Source organism: Devosia insulae DS-56 (genome assembly GCF_000970465.2).
Lineage (GTDB): Bacteria > Pseudomonadota > Alphaproteobacteria > Rhizobiales > Devosiaceae > Devosia_A > Devosia_A insulae.
In genome coordinates this window covers 1-14511 of record NZ_LAJE02000203.1, presented here as the reverse complement: position 1 = coordinate 14511, position 14511 = coordinate 1, and the positions used below count along the sequence as shown (strand labels likewise).

The 14511-nt window shown below is 65.3% G+C and carries 20 protein-coding genes; all 20 read right to left on the bottom strand.

Going from position 1 to position 14511, the window contains the following annotated elements; translation table 11 throughout:
• Positions 1-45 precede the first annotated feature (45 nt).
• Positions 46-822: an SDR family NAD(P)-dependent oxidoreductase gene (locus tag VW23_RS14710; protein WP_069910305.1), complete on the bottom strand. Its 777-nt coding sequence runs from the start codon at positions 820-822 to the stop codon at positions 46-48.
• Between the two features lie 70 nt (positions 823-892).
• Positions 893-1453: a TetR/AcrR family transcriptional regulator gene (locus VW23_RS14705; RefSeq protein WP_069910304.1), complete on the bottom strand. Its 561-nt coding sequence runs from the start codon at positions 1451-1453 to the stop codon at positions 893-895.
• Between the two features lie 143 nt (positions 1454-1596).
• A complete protein-coding gene (locus VW23_RS14700; protein ID WP_069910303.1) occupies positions 1597-1905 on the bottom strand; it encodes a DUF167 family protein in 309 nt (102 codons plus the stop codon).
• Positions 1902-2339, bottom strand: coding sequence for a GNAT family N-acetyltransferase (locus VW23_RS14695; protein WP_069910302.1), 438 nt, complete (start codon positions 2337-2339; stop codon positions 1902-1904). The genes VW23_RS14700 and VW23_RS14695 overlap by 4 nt, the downstream gene beginning before the upstream one ends.
• A gap of 10 nt (positions 2340-2349) precedes the next feature.
• Positions 2350-2652: a YggT family protein gene (locus VW23_RS14690; RefSeq protein WP_176730407.1), complete on the bottom strand. Its 303-nt coding sequence runs from the start codon at positions 2650-2652 to the stop codon at positions 2350-2352.
• 96 nt (positions 2653-2748) lie between these two features.
• Entirely contained in the window at positions 2749-3624 is an 876-nt protein-coding gene (locus VW23_RS14685; protein WP_069910301.1) for a sigma-70 family RNA polymerase sigma factor, read from the bottom strand.
• A 1-nt stretch (position 3625) separates the two neighbouring features.
• Complete coding sequence (locus tag VW23_RS14680; protein WP_407065053.1) at positions 3626-4051, bottom strand: carboxymuconolactone decarboxylase family protein; 426 nt, start codon at positions 4049-4051, stop codon at positions 3626-3628.
• 101 nt (positions 4052-4152) lie between these two features.
• Positions 4153-4767 carry a DedA family protein gene (locus tag VW23_RS14675; protein ID WP_069910300.1) on the bottom strand — a complete coding sequence of 205 codons (615 nt, stop codon included), beginning with the start codon at positions 4765-4767 and terminating at the stop codon, positions 4153-4155.
• 145 nt (positions 4768-4912) lie between these two features.
• Positions 4913-6727 (bottom strand): translational GTPase TypA, encoded by a 1815-nt coding sequence (gene typA / locus VW23_RS14670; protein ID WP_069910299.1) that lies wholly within the window; start codon positions 6725-6727, stop codon positions 4913-4915.
• A gap of 163 nt (positions 6728-6890) precedes the next feature.
• Entirely contained in the window at positions 6891-7553 is a 663-nt protein-coding gene (locus VW23_RS14665; protein WP_069910298.1) for a ferritin-like domain-containing protein, read from the bottom strand.
• A gap of 11 nt (positions 7554-7564) precedes the next feature.
• On the bottom strand, positions 7565-8224 hold the full coding sequence (locus VW23_RS14660; RefSeq protein ID WP_069910297.1) for a ferritin-like domain-containing protein: 660 nt from the start codon (positions 8222-8224) through the stop codon (positions 7565-7567).
• 191 nt (positions 8225-8415) lie between these two features.
• Positions 8416-8802 (bottom strand): VOC family protein, encoded by a 387-nt coding sequence (locus VW23_RS14655; protein ID WP_069910296.1) that lies wholly within the window; start codon positions 8800-8802, stop codon positions 8416-8418.
• A 116-nt stretch (positions 8803-8918) separates the two neighbouring features.
• A complete protein-coding gene (locus tag VW23_RS14650) occupies positions 8919-9509 on the bottom strand; it encodes an RNA polymerase sigma factor (RefSeq protein ID WP_176730406.1) in 591 nt (196 codons plus the stop codon).
• A gap of 11 nt (positions 9510-9520) precedes the next feature.
• Positions 9521-11650 carry an EAL domain-containing protein gene (locus VW23_RS14645; protein ID WP_069910294.1) on the bottom strand — a complete coding sequence of 710 codons (2130 nt, stop codon included), beginning with the start codon at positions 11648-11650 and terminating at the stop codon, positions 9521-9523.
• A gap of 83 nt (positions 11651-11733) precedes the next feature.
• The gene (locus tag VW23_RS14640) at positions 11734-12054 is read right to left on the bottom strand and encodes a hypothetical protein (protein WP_069910293.1); all 321 of its coding nucleotides are present in this window, start codon (positions 12052-12054) and stop codon (positions 11734-11736) included.
• Positions 12055-12058: 4 nt separating this feature from the next.
• Positions 12059-12469, bottom strand: a complete 411-nt coding sequence (locus VW23_RS14635; protein WP_069910292.1) for a hypothetical protein — start codon at positions 12467-12469, stop codon at positions 12059-12061.
• Positions 12457-12924 carry a hypothetical protein gene (locus VW23_RS14630; protein WP_069910291.1) on the bottom strand — a complete coding sequence of 156 codons (468 nt, stop codon included), beginning with the start codon at positions 12922-12924 and terminating at the stop codon, positions 12457-12459. The genes VW23_RS14635 and VW23_RS14630 overlap by 13 nt, the downstream gene beginning before the upstream one ends.
• Complete coding sequence (locus tag VW23_RS14625) at positions 12912-13394, bottom strand: hypothetical protein (protein WP_141728343.1); 483 nt, start codon at positions 13392-13394, stop codon at positions 12912-12914. The genes VW23_RS14630 and VW23_RS14625 overlap by 13 nt, the downstream gene beginning before the upstream one ends.
• A gap of 251 nt (positions 13395-13645) precedes the next feature.
• A complete protein-coding gene (locus VW23_RS14620) occupies positions 13646-14134 on the bottom strand; it encodes a GNAT family N-acetyltransferase (protein WP_069910289.1) in 489 nt (162 codons plus the stop codon).
• Between the two features lie 40 nt (positions 14135-14174).
• On the bottom strand, positions 14175-14511 hold a 337-nt coding region (locus VW23_RS14615), incomplete at its 5' end, for a demethoxyubiquinone hydroxylase family protein (RefSeq protein ID WP_084646147.1).

Sequence of the window (14511 nt, the reverse complement as noted above, 5' to 3'; positions counted from 1 at the left end):
GGGGTGCTCTTCCCGCACCGCTATCAGTTGCGTTGCAGCGACATACTACGCAGCAGCGTAGCGCGAGGCGGGCTTCGACAGCGACAGATGCGGCCGTAGCGCCACGCGTCGCTCGGCCCAATCGTCATAGGCGGCGACGGCTTCGAGCGAGGGGATGGTGACCAGTTCGCCGGCATCGAAGCCGGCCAGCGCTGCATCGACCATGGCGTCGGCATCCATGACGATCTCGGCGGGCAGGCCGGCGCCGCCTGAGATCATCGGGGTGCGGGTGTAGCCGGGCAGCACGGCCTGCACTTGCACGCCCTGTGGCTTCACGTCGAGATCGAGCGAGAGCGAGAGGTTCAGCACATAGGCTTTCGAGGCGGCATAGGCCGCTGCGGCGGGCGTATCGATGAAGGCCATGGCGGAGGCGAGGTTGACGATGGCGCCGTTGCCGCGGGCGGCGAAGACCTTGGCGGCGACAGCGGCGAGGCGGGTAAGGGCGACGACGTTGATGTTCAGCATGCTGCTGAGCTCGTCGAGATTGCCGGCGCTGAGCGGACCACCACCGATCAGGCCGGCGGAATTGACCAGCAGCGTGATAGCCGGATCGGCCTCGAGGCGGCGCTCGACACGTGCGAGGCCGGCGGGCTCGCCGAGGTCGGCGACGATGCGCTCGACCTTGATGCCGTGGGAGCTGGCGAGGCTGGTGGCGAGCTGCTGCAGCTTTTCAGCGTTGCGGCCGACCAGCACCAGGTCGTAGCCGCGTTTGGCGAGGCGGTCGGCGTAGATTTCGCCGATGCCCGAGGAGGCTCCGGTGATGAGGGCGGTTTGTGCGGCCATGATCGATCTCCTGCAAATGGCGTGACGCCTTTTACATGATGATCATAATTTAACGTGGCAAGGGCACGGGCTAAGAATCTTTGCCGGCGAGGAGACCGTCGGCTGCGGCACCCAGCAGGTCGGCGCTCAACGCGGGGTCGGTGACGGTGCGGGAGAGGGTGAGCGCGCCGACCATGGTGGCGTAGATGGCCATGGCGCGCGGCCGGGTGACGCCGGCGAGCTCGACGATCAGGTCGAGATAAGCGGCGATGCCCAGCTCGAAGGCAGCGCGAAGCTCCTGGCTGCCGCGCGCCGCATCCTGCGACAGGGCGGCAATGGCGCAGCCGGCTTCGATCGAGTCGCGATGCTCGGGCGAAAGGTAGTAACTGACCATCGCGGAATAGGGATCGGCAGCGGCCAGCGCGTACTGGCGCAGGCGCTCGGTGGTTTCGGCAAACACCAGGGTCACCGCCTCGGCGGCGAGCGCGTCCTTACTGGCAAAATTGTTGTAGAAGCCGCCATGCGTCAGCCCGGCAGCCTGCATCAGGTCGGCAACGCCGATGCCGTCAAAGCCATGCCGGCGGAACTGCGCGCCGGCGACCTCGACGACATGGGCACGGTTCTTCGTCGCCTGCTCGCGGGAGACTTTCATCGCACGCTCCGGTTTGATGCTGACCGTAATGTAAGAAGGTTACTCCGCTGCTGCAACGCGGCTTGTTTGCCCCGGCCTTCCTTCGCCGGGGACACCGTGGGTGGGGTAGGTTTGGTGCCCTCAGCAAGGACGGTTCGCGCAGACTAGCCCAGTTTGGCGAGGGCTGCGGCAAGGATCTCGGGGTCGCCGACGACATGCAGGGTCTTGAGCCGCGCCGTGTCGCCCGCGATCAGAGTGACCGCTGACTTGGGCAAGCCCAGCATTTTGCTGAGGAGCCCGATCACCGCCGCATTGGCCTTGCCCTTGTCTGGCACCGCTTTCACCCGCACCCGGAGCACACTGGCGCCATCGTCGCGGGTCTCGTAACCCTCGACGCGGTCGAGGCCGGCATTGGGGGTGACGCGCAGATGGAGGCGGATGCCGTCCGGCAGTGGCTCGAAGGCCGGCTTCACGAGCGCGGATAGAGGTCGGTGCGGAGTTTCACCATCAGTCGCTCGGGATGCTCGACCGCGGTGAAGCCATAGCGCTCGTAGAGGCCGTGGGCGTCGGCAGTGGCCAGCATGAAGCGGCGCAGGCCCTGCAGGTCGGGATGGGCGATGATGGCGTCCATCAGGCCCTTGCCGAGCCCGAGGCCCTGCCGGCCAGGATCGATGAAGACGTCGGCCAGCCAGGCGAAGGTGGCGCGGTCGGTGACGACGCGGGCGAAGCCGACCTGCGCGCCATCGGGGCCATAGAGCCCAAAACTCAGGGCGTTGGCCACCGAGCGAGCGACGACCTCACGCGGGACGGCGCCGGCCCAGTAGCTCTCCTGGCTCAGGTAGCGATGCACATAGTCGAGGTCGATCCGCGTGGGATCGGTGGAGACCTCATAGCCCTGAGGCAGCAAGGCGCTCGGCTCAGAGCGCGCCGACGGCAGCCCGGGCGGCGTAGAAGTTGATGAGGTTCTGCAGGAAGAAGATGATGACGAAGACGATCAGCGGCGACAGGTCGAGCCCGCCCACGGACGGAATGACCCGGCGGATCGGCTTCAGGATCGGTTCGGTGATCTGGTTCAGCACGCGCCAGACCGAGGCGACGAACTGGTTGCGGGTGTTGATCACGTTGAAGCTGATCAGCCAGCTCATGATGATCATGATCAGGAAGATCCACCAGACGATGTTCAGAATGAAGCTCAGCGTCTGCAGAATGGCAAAGATCATCGGGTGGCCCTCGGGTTCGTCGCCCTATTTAGGGGGCGGAACGGCAGGCGGCAAGCGGGCGCGACGATTTTGCCTTTGAGCGCGGTGGGTTGGCGCTCAGTTGAGCGCCATGCCATCGAGGTGTCCGAGCTTGTCAGGATTGCGGACCACGTAGATGCCGGCAATCTTGCCGTCGACGATGTCGAGCGCGGTGGTCTGCAGCTCGCCATCCGCCTCGAGCGTGACGAAGCCGGGGAGCCCGTTGATGGTGGCGAAGCGGACGAGCTGCGACGGCGCACTGGCGAACATCCGCGCCATCCGTTCCATCAGTTTCATCACGGCGTCGAAGCCGACAATCGGCACCGGGCCGGCCGGGCGCTTGCCGCCGCCATCGGCGGTAACGGTGATATCGGCGGCGAGCATGGATTTGAGCATGGCCATATCGCCGGTCTGCGAGGCGGCAAAGAAGGCTTCGGCGAATTCGAGGCCGCGCCGCTGGTCGACGGCGAAGCGCGGCCGCGCTTCGTGCACATGCTGGCGGGCCCGCGCCGCCAGCTGCCGGCAGGCGGCCGGCTCGCGATCGATGGCGGTCGCCACTTCCTCAAACTCCATGCCGAACACGTCGTGCAGCAGGAAGGCAGCGCGCTCGAGCGGCGAGAGCCGCTCCAGCGCGAGGAGGAGGGGCAGGGTGACGTCCTCGGCCATGTCAGCCTCGCTGTCGACCACCGGGTCGGGGAGCCAGGGGCCGATATAGATCTCCCGCTTGCGGCGCGAGGATTTCAGCACGTCGAGGCAGAGCCGGGTGACGACGCGCACCAGGAAGGCCTCGGCATTGTCGATCTCGGAGCGGTCGGTCGTGTGCCAGCGCAGGAACGCGTCCTGCACCACATCCTCGGCATCGGCGACCGAGCCGAGCATGCGGTAGGCCACCCGGGTGAGGCGGGGCCGATGGGGTTCGAAACTGATGGCCGCATCGGCCCGCCCGGCATCCATGTTACGCCGCGACCTTGATGATCGCCGAACGCGGCGGGTTCACCCGGAAGCCGGCATTGATGCGGTTCCAGGTATTGATGTTGCCGATCAAGAGGGTGAGGACGACCTGCTCGGCCTCGCTGAATTCCGCCGCCACCAGCTCGTAGGCCGCGTCGGCGGTATGATCGAGCCTCGTCAGCGCCTCGGTCCAGGCCAGAGCGGCGCGCTCGCGCGGGGTGAAATGCAGCGCTTCGCGCCAGGCATCGAGCAGGTAGATGCGCATTTCGGTTTCGCCGTCCTGGCGGGCTTCCTGGCTGTGCATGACGAGGCACACGGCGCAGCCGTTGATCTGGCTGGCGCGGATCTTCACCAGATGCGCCAGGGTCGGCTCGAGGCCGACATCGGGCACGGCCTGGCTGTAGTCGATCAGCGGCTGAATCAGGTCCATCCGGGCGTAGGGGTTGATGCGCTTGGTCATCATTGTCTCCATGTCATTGTGATGCTCACGACAACAAGACGACCCGGCCCCCAGCCGGTGTGACATGGACCTCAGATTTTTTGGCTGGCGCGGTTCGGACGCCAGGTGAACAGGCGGAACACGTAGAGCCCGACCACGGCGATCAGCACCACCCAGGTCAGCGGGTCGAGCCAGCTTTCGACCAGGTGGTAGTGCTCGTGCAGCAGGTAGCCGGCGCCGACCAGCACGCTGTTCCAGATCAGCATGCCGATGGCCGAGAACAGTGCGAAGGCAAGGAAATTCATCTTCGCGAGTCCGGCGGGCACCGAGATCAGGGTGCGAAGGATCGGGAACAGCCGCCCCACCAGAACAATGGGCTTGCCCCAGCGCGCGAAGATGCGGGCGGCATAATCGATCTCGTCGGCATTGAAGGCGAACCAGCGGCCGATGCGGTCGGCCAGCCACTTGACCCGTTCGAGACCGAACAGCCTGCCGACGAAGTACCAGGGCAGCATGCCGATCAGCGAGCCGAGAGTGGCGGCGAGGATCACGCCGAAGACGTTGAGCGTACCCTCTCCGGCGGCAAAGCCGGCGAACGGCACGATCAGTTCGGAGGGGATTGGCGGGAACACTGCCTCGAGCAGCATCAGCAGGGCGATCCCGACATAGCCGAGGTCGGTGATGATCTGGGTGATCCAGCTGGCCATGCGTGTTCGTTGCTCCGTCGTTTGCCCGGGTTTCAGTAGCCCACAGGGTCATTGCCGCGAAAGCCGGAAACGCGGTTTTTGGGGCGCAAAAACGAAGATCCCCGCTGACGCGGGGATCTTCAAATTCGGCAGCGGGAGCCGACGATCAGCTCGCCTTGGCGGCGCGCATCATGCGCTTGCGATCGTTGGGGTCGAGCCAGATCTTGCGCAGACGGATGGATTTGGGCGTCACTTCGACATACTCGTCGTCGGCGATGTAGCCGAGCGACTGCTCGAGGGTGAGCTTCTTGGGCGGGGTCAGGCGGACCGCTTCATCCTTAGACGTGGTGCGGATGTTGGTCAGCTGCTTGCCCTTCAGCGCATTCACTTCGAGATCGTTCTCGCGGGCGTGCTCGCCGATGATCATGCCTTCGTAGATGTCGACGCCGGCATCGATCATGATCGGGCCGCGCTCTTCGAGGTTCCACAGCGCGTAGGTCACGGCCTGGCCGGTGCCGTTGGAGATCAGCACACCGGTGCGGCGGCCGGGCAGGGCGCCCTTGAACGGCTGATACTCGTGGAACAGCCGGTTGAAGATGGCGGTGCCGCGGGTATCGGACAGGAGCTCCGGCTGGTAGCCGATCAGCGAGCGGGTCGGCACGTAGAAGCGGAGGCGCTGGCGGCCGACGCCGGAGGGGCGCATGTCGACGAGGTCGCCTTTGCGCTCGGTCAGCTTCTGCACCACGACGCCGGTGTGCTCGTCATCGACGTCGATGATCACTTCCTCGATCGGCTCGAGCTTCTGACCGTTCTCCTCGCGGATGACGACGCGCGGGCGGCCGATGGTCAGCTCAAAACCTTCGCGGCGCATGTTCTCGATCAGCACGGCGAGCTGCAGTTCGCCGCGACCGGCGACTTCGAACGAGTCGTTGTCATCGCCTTCGGTGATCTTGATGGCGACGTTGCCTTCGGCTTCACGGAACAGGCGCTCGCGGATGACGCGCGACTGCACCTTGTCGCCTTCGCGGCCGGCCAGCGGCCCGTCATTGATGCGGAAGGTGACCGACAGGGTCGGCGGATCGATCGGTTTTGACGGCAGCGGCACGGTCACCGACGGGTTGACCAGGGTGTCGGCGACGGTCGAAGTTTCGAGGCCGGCAATGGCGACGATGTCGCCGGCTTCGGCGAGATCGATCGGGGTGCGTTCGAGGCCACGGAAGGCCAGCACTTTCGAAACGCGGCCCTTCTCGACGATCTTGCCGTCGCGGCCGAGTGAATGGATCGGGTCACCGGCCTTGACCGTACCCGAGGTGATGCGGCCGGTGAGGATGCGGCCGAGGAACGGGTTGCGCTCAATGGTGGTGACCAGCATGCGGAACGGGCCCTCTTCCACCTTCGGGGCGGGCACGTATTCCAGCACCTTGTCGAGCAGCGGGGCCAGCGAGTCCTTGGGGCCTTCCGGCTTTTCGGACATCCAGCCGAGCTTGGCGGCGCCATAAAGCACCGGGAAATCGAGCTGCTCGGGGGTCGCGTCCAGCGCGATGAACAGATCGAAGATTTCTTCCAGCACTTCGAGGTGGCGCTCGTCGGGGCGGTCGATCTTGTTGATCGCAACGATCGGGCGAAGCCCCTGGGCCAAAGCCTTGCCGAGCACGAACTTGGTCTGCGGCATCGGGCCTTCGGCGGCGTCGACGAGGATCACCACGCCATCGACCATCGACAGGATGCGCTCCACCTCGCCGCCGAAGTCGGCGTGGCCGGGGGTATCGACGATGTTGATGCGGGTATCCTTCCACACCAGCGAAGTCACCTTCGCCAGAATGGTGATGCCGCGCTCGCGCTCGAGGTCATTGCTGTCCATGGCGCGCTCTTCAACGCGCTGGTTCTCGCGGAACGAGCCGGACTGCTTGAGCAGGACGTCGATCATGGTGGTCTTGCCATGGTCAACGTGAGCAATGATTGCGATGTTACGCAAAGACATGGGGGGCGGCCGATCGGATGTTCAGGAGATTAGTCGCGCCCCATATCGGACAAGGGTCACATTCTCAAGACAATTCGCCGAATAGCTGGTTTGCGGCGCATCGCTGCGCGGACCGGCCACCCCAGTGAGGAGGGTGGCCGATCCGCTGGTCGCGCGGCGTTAGCTATGCCAGGAAGGGCGTCGCGGCAGCCAGCACGTCGTCTTTGCTCATCGGTTCATCGAAGGCGCCATCCCAGCTCTTCTTGCCGCCGATCCTGCGGACGATCGCGGCGTGACGCGCTTCCACCGAGTGGATCTGCAGCGCGGCGGTCAGGATGTCGTCCTTCGAGATCAGGTTGCCCGCCTGGCCTTTGTAGGCGGCCACACCCAGGTCTTCGAAGGTCTGGCTGAGGGTCAGGTAGGTGTCGAAGTTGGTCAGCGCGTCGGCGTACTTACCGCCGGCGGTGAGATCGAGCTTAGGGCGCTTGATGGCCTTGGGGCCGAGCGCGGCGGTGAGGAACGCCACGTGTTCCGCCTCGTGCTTACCGATCTGGTTGAAGATACCCACATACTGCTTCGGGATCAGTCCCTTTGCCTCGAGACCGGAGCGGTAGAAGGCATCCTCGACATGCTCGAGGGTGAGCGCAAACAGCAGCACGTCGGTGATTTCCGCCGGCAGGTCCTGACCGAATGCCTGCTGCGACGCGGCGGCGAGCAGCAGCGGGGCGCTGGCGAGGGCGCCGAGCTTCAGCGCGGACGAGCGGAAGAACTCACGACGGTTGGCGACGAGGCGTTCGGTGATCTCCGGATCGACGCCGGCGAGGAGGGTGTTCTGGTTGAGTGTCATCTGGTCTCTCCTCACATGAAGCTATTGGCGGTGACGTCGGTCTTGATGAACGGACCCGCCTTGGGCAGCACCTCGGTGGGCGCGTAGGCCACGTCGAGGCCGTTCTTGTCGACCACATCGTCGCCGGCAAACGAGACGCTGTTGGGGTTGAGCAGGTCGCGGATCGCGGCTGCATGGCGGGCTTCGACCGAGACGATCTTGCCGGCGGCAAGCAGGTAGTCAGGGTTCTCTATCAGTTTGCCGGCGCCGTTATAGGCGCCGACGCCGAGATCCTCGAATACCATGGCGGTACCGAGCACACTGGCGCGGCTCTTGAAGTCGACAGCCGAGAAATCAACCTCGAGCGCCGGAATGGCGCCATCGCCGAGAGCCTTCTTGAGGAACTCGCGATGCTCGACCTCATGGTCGCGGATGTCGGTGAGCAGCGCCGTCTCATCGCCGGAAATGTCGGCATAGGGGCTGTCGACGACCATGGTGTAGAAAGCCGCCTCGAGCTGCTCCAGCGCATAGGCGTAGTTGAGCACGCCGACATCGCCTTCGCCGAGATCGGCGGCCAGCGCGGCGGAAATGCCGAAATTGGGCAGCAGCGCCCCGCCAATGGCGACGCCTGCCGCCGAGGCAGCAGACCATTTCAGCAGCCAGCGGCGGCTGCGATCCTGTTGGACATGCATGGGAGTTTCTCCATCTGGCGAAGTTGGACTTCGCGATTGTCGTGGCGACGCTGAGAGCAGCTACGGCAATGGACGGGGAGAGTTTCGGCGACGCTGTGCCGGTGATGGGATGTGCCATCACATTGATTTGCATCACTTCTATGGAACGGGCGGGGCGCCCGCACGTTTGCGCGCGCCCCCTTGATGCGAGGTCAGCCCTTCAGCGATCGCGGTTTGTCGCCCGACTGGTAGAGACCAAGGCCAAAGCCATCCGGATCCAGAAAGTCGGCGCTCCAGCCGCCGGGCGCCTCGCTGACTGGCGTGACGATGGTGACGCCGTGGGCGACCAGGGCGGCCACCACATCGTCGATGCCGCCTTCGGCAAGATCGAAGATCAGCGCCGGCGAGCTGCCGCGCGACCCTTCCATTTCGAAGAAGATGATGTCGAGGCCCTGGTCGAGCGAGCCCTGCAGCCAATAGGGCTCGGCGCCCTCCATGCGGGTGAGCGCGATGCCGAGAGTGTCGTTGTAGAAGCGCTCGGTGCGGGCGATGTCGGCGACGTAGTAGACGATGCTGGCGCGGTGCGGTTTGGGAATCATGGGTCAGAGTTCCTGATGGTTCTTACGCCTGTTGTTGCCGCGGACCGGCAGAACGTGAGCAACGCCACCAACTAGAGCGCAACTTCGCGGACGCGTCGAGCGGCCCTGCTCAGACCTCAGCCTGGCGGGGCTCGCCGCACGATGAACAGGTGCCCGTCAGGATCGTGGCTGGCGAAAATGCCGCCCTCGCGCAGCAAAGCCGGCAGCAACGCGTCGCGGATCCGGCCATAGGCGAGGTTGAGCCCGAGCCCGGGTGTCCCCTCCGGCAGCGCCAGGCCGGCGGCACGCAGGCGCTTGCCGAGGGTGGAGATGCGCTGGCGCAGCGTCACCTCATCAAGCCGCAGCAGATAAGCGATCTCGCGCCGGTCGTGGCCGCTGAGCGCCAGCGCGGCGACCGCTTTCAGCGCTGGCGGCAAGCCGGTCAGGAGCGCGCTGATCGGGGTCTCGTCGGTTTCCGGAAGCGCGGGACGCGTTTCCTGCCAGGCGCTGTCGCGGGTGCGGCGGCGGCTGGCGCCGCGGGCCGCCATCTTGGCCTTGTTGCGCATCACTCCGACCAGCCAGCGCCGGTGTTCGGGACGGGTGAAATCGGCACGGCCGACGCGGATCGCCTCGATCAGCGCATCCTGCAGCAGGTCGTCGGCGTCGGCCGGCAGGCGGCTGCAGTGGCGGGCGAGCGCCAGGAGCTGGTCATAGGTCGATTGGCGCATCGCGCCCGACATCACGAGACGCGGCGCAGTTTGGGGCGGTTCGCCATTTCCTCGGCCAGCATGTCGGCGACGGCCTGGGCGCCGATCGGCGGCGAGAACAGGAAGCCCTGGACTTCGTTGCAGCCCTGGTCGCGCACCGCGGCGAGCTGCTCCTCGGTTTCGATGCCCTCGGCGGTGGTCGACATGCCCAGCGACTGGCCGAGCCCGATCACCGCCTTGATGATGGCGAGGCTGTCGCCCTTCGATTTCAGGTCGCGCATGAACGAGCGGTCGATCTTGATCTTGTCGAAGGGAAAGCTGCGCAGATAGCTCAGCGAGGAATAGCCGGTGCCGAAATCGTCCATCGAGATGCGGACGCCCAGCGCCCTGAGCTTATGCAGGGTTTTGAGGGTCGGTTCGTTGTCCGAGAGCAGCAGCGACTCGGTGATTTCCAGCTCGAGCCGGGTCGGAGGCAGGCCAGTATCGCGCAACGCCGCTTCGACCGTCTCGAACAGCCGCTTGTTCTTGAACTGCACCGGCGACAGGTTGACCGCGACGCGAACGCCCGACGGCCAGCTGGCGGCGGTGCGGCAGGCTTCGCGCAGCACCCACTCGCCGATCTGCACGATCAGCCCGGTTTCCTCGGCGATCGGAATGAACTCGGTGGGCGAGATGGTGCCGCGATCGGCGGTGTCCCAGCGCAGCAGCGCCTCGAGGCAGGTGATGCGGTTTTCCTTCAGCCCCACCAGCGGCTGGAACACCAGGCGCAGCTCGCCTTTGGCCAACGCCAGCCTGAGACCGGCTTCGATGGTGCGGCGCTTCTGGATCGCCGCATCCATGCCGGATTCGAAGAAATGGTAGGTCGAGCGCCCCTCGTTCTTGGCCTTGTAGAGCGCCAGGTCGGCGTTCTTCATCAGGATCTCGGAGGTCTCGCCATCCTGCGGCGCCATGGCGATGCCGACCGAGGTGCCGATCACCAGCTGGTGGCCATCGATGGTGAAGGGGTTGGCCATCGCCTTGACGATGCGCTCGGCGATCGCCGCGGCTTCCGCCGGATTGTCGACGCCGCGCAGCAAGAGCGCGAACTCGTCGCCGCCCAGCCGGGCGAGCAGGTCGTTCTCGCGCGTCGCGCCCCAGAGGCGGGCCGAGACCTGCTGCAGCAGCTTGTCGCCGAGCGAGTGGCCGAGCGTGTCGTTGACCGCTTTGAAGTGATCGAGGTCGATGCAGAGCACCGCGATATGCTCGCCGCGGGCGAGGCCAGGCTCGGCCGCGGCCATTTCCTCGAGGAACTGCACGCGGTTGGGCAGTTGGGTCAGCGCATCATGGCGGGCGAGGTGGCGGATCCGCTCTTCCTGCTGGCGCTGCTCGGTGATGTCCTCGTGCGTGGTGACCCAGCCGCCATCCTTCATCGGATGGTGCTGCATCATGATGGTACGGCCGTTGAGCTCGTGGATATTCTTGCCGTATTCGCCGCGCGCGATCACCTCGCGGCGCCAGCGGATATAGTCCTCGCGGTTGGCGCCGGCCTGCATGCCCTCGTCGAACAGGTGGCCGAGAATGTCGTCGAGCTGCGTGCCGGGTTTTAAGAGGTGCTCGGGCAGGTTGTAGATGCGCTGATAGGGCTGGTTGCAGATCACCAGGCGACCCTTGGGGTCGTACATGCAGAGGCCCTGGGAGATATTGTTGACCGCCGCGTCGAGCCGGATGTTCTGTCGCTCGAGTTCGCGCTTGCGCTTCTGGATAATCTCGGAGGAGGCGATCTCCTCGGTGACGTCCTCGTGGGTGACGACCCAGCCGAGGCCGGGCGAATAGGCGTGCGCCGTCTCCAGCCAGCGATCGCCGGCAACGCGTTCGCGCACCTTGGAGCGGGCGCCGCCGCGATTGGCCAGCAGCTCGGCCTTGTAGGTCCTGAGGAACTCTTCTGGCGACTGATCGGGATGGTTGCCCATCTCGGAGGACAGCTTCACCACCGCTTCGAGCGTCATGCCCTTGCGGACGCGGCGGGCCGAGAAGCCGTAAATGTCGAGATAGTGCTGGTTGAACATCACCAGCTTGAACTCAGCCGACCAGACGCAAAAGCCGTAGGGAACCGACTGCAGCGCCGCGTCGAGCAGCAACGCGTCGGCGGCCTTACGATCGGAACTGGCCGATAGCGCCTTCACTTCTGGTCAGGCCCCTCAAATCCCCACAATCAGCGCGGAACGCTAACGAAGGGCAGTTAAGATGGTTTTAAGCCAGCTGCACGCTATTCCAGCCCGACCTTCAACATCTCGATCTCGGCCTTCAGCTTCTGGATTTCGAGCTCATAGAGCCGCGCGCAGTTGAGCCGGGTCGGGGCCTCGCCCAGCGGGATGATGACACGGGCGTAGGCGACAGCGCTTTGCGGTGCGCCATCGTTGTCGTTGCCATAGCCGGAATTGGAGTAGGCGCTCGACAGGTCGCCGCCGGCGATACCGAGATCGAGGTAGCCGCCCGACGAGTTGATCGACTGGCTGCAGCGCACGCCTTCCGAGGTGGTGATCGAATCCTCGCCGCCGGGCCCAACCGGCGGGGGCGGCAGCAGCAAACCGTCAGCCGCCGCGGCCGGCCATGCGGCCAGTATACAGACCACACACGCGCGGAAGGATCGGGCCATCCATGGCCTTAGGCATGACACAGAGCGCAATTGTCCGCTCCTTTTTTGCTGGATCGATGTCGAACGTCACGATGATGTTGCGGGTGATACCGGGGCCGAGGGTCAGTTCGGCCGGTTTGACCACCACGCCTTTGGCCGACGTCGCGTAGTCGGGCAGCATGGGCAGCAGCGAGAAAGTCATGCGCCGCTGGTATGGATTGCCGACCTGCAGGCGGAAGGCCTTGCGGTCTGACGGAGTGAGGCCGCTCTTTTCCAGCGGCGACAGCGACTGGGCGAACGCCGGGGCGGCCATTGCCAGTCCAAGCGCCAGGAACAGCGGTGCGATGACGGCCTTCAGGGATGACATGTGACGATGGTCCTCGTGGTGTAGGTGCCGGGGGCAAAGCCATTGGGATTGTTGACCCGGTTGTGCACCGTCATGCTCAGCGCGACGGCGCCGAGAAGTCCGGTCGAAAAGCTGGTGCTCCCGGTGGTGTAGGCTTGATTGCGGCCTGGAAAGATGCCGACATTGGCGACGCTATAGGCAACCTCACGGGTCTCGAGCGTTGCGTTGTAGCCACCCGGTGACACAGCCAGCGTCGGCGGGTCCACCGTTATGGTGACGCCGGAGAGCAGCGGCAGCACCATGGTCACCGTCGCCGGTGTGTTGCCGTTGACCTGCGAGCCGAGCACGGTGTTGCTCATCGAGTTCCTGAGCGTCCCCGATGCCGGCAGGCTGATGGAGCAGGCGAGCCCGGGCAATGGCGCCAGCATGGCCGCCAAGGCGACAACGCTGGCGCCGAGCCGGCTCACGGGGCGCATGTGACGACGGTCCGCGTGGAGTAGTTGCCATTCGGAAAGCCGTTCGGATTGGTGATGCGGTTGTGCACCGTCAGCACCGATGCGGCGATGGTGGTGATGGGATTTGTCGTCTGGCTGGAGGTGTAGGCGACGTTGATCGAGGAGAGACCGGTGGCGCCGGTATAGCGCACCTGGATCGCCTCGCCCGTCGCGACGTAGCCGGCAGCCTGGCCGGTGCGGGTCGGGGCGCCGACCGTCAGCGTGTTGGCGCCGATCGAGAGGATGGTTACGTGGGCGGCGTCGCCGCCGGCCTCTTCGGAACCGAGCGTCGTGCCGGTCGAGTAGTCGAGGCCGAGGGTGCCGCCATCGCTGGCGCTGAGGGTGCAGCCGGGAATAACGGTGCCGGTGAAGTCGAGATTAACGGACTGGGCCGAGGCGGGCACGATACCCGCCAACAGGCAGACGGTAGTCGCTACGACAAGTACACGCATGACTCTACTCCGGGTTACGCGATGAACTTCGCCCGAAGTGTCAGTATTTTATGGTTAATGAGAGCTAAATATTGCCTGGGCTAGGCGTTAGTGCGCAAATCAGCCAGATGCAGACGCGCCGACCGGCAAGAAATGCCTACCGATTGGACACGCAATAACACGCACTTACATACGTGCGAGAGCGAGGCCGCCCATCGGCTGGGCGGCTGCCACGATTATGTCTTGCAGAACTTGGCCCGATGGGCAGCCGCTCAGGCCGGTTTCACCATCACATAGTCGCTGAACCGATACGGCCCCATTTGCACCGGCACGTGCTGTTCCACCTCAAAGCCCTGGGCGCGATAAAAGGCGATGGCGGCAGCGTTGCCGTCGTTGACGTAAAGCGCGACGGGCAGCTCGGGGCCGAAATGCGCGCGGGCCGTGGCGATCAGCGCCTTGCCGAGCCCCAGCCCGCGGGTTTCGGCAAGCAAATAGAGTTTCTTGATCCAGACCCGGTCCTCGGCGCGGTAGGCCGAGGCGAAGCCGACATCGCGGCCGTCATGTGTGGCGAGCCAATACTGGTGACCGCGCTCGGCGATATCGGCCGCGAGCGTTTCGAGCGCATAGATCTCGGCGAGCATGCCGGGGATGCGGTCGGCCGGCAGGATGCCGGCGAAGGCCTCGGGCCAGATGCGATAAGCCAGCGCCGCAATCCGCGGCAGGGCAGCGGCAGAGATCGGAAAAATCAGCGACGTGGACATGCGCCGTTGTGGCGCGGCAGCGACAGGGCTGGCAAGCGGGCTAGCTGGCGATTTCGCTGCGCATGCTGGTGGAGTCGCCCCAGGTGGAGAGCCAGATCAGCGACTCGGTGGCCAGTGCGATGAGCGGCAGGGTCACGGCGCGCACCAGGCCACGCCGCGGCTGGTGGTCGACCGCGTGCTGCAGATGCGCCAGCTCCTGCGCCTGAATGGAGGCGATCAGGTCGTGCAGCGAGCGGTCGCGGTCACGTAGATAGGCGATCTGATCCTCGAGGTGGCGATGCACGGTCGCCTCGACGGCTTCAGTGCAGACCCAGATCATGTTGCGTCCGAGGAGCGCGGTGACGAAACCGAGGACGTAGCCGCCAAGACTCCAGAAT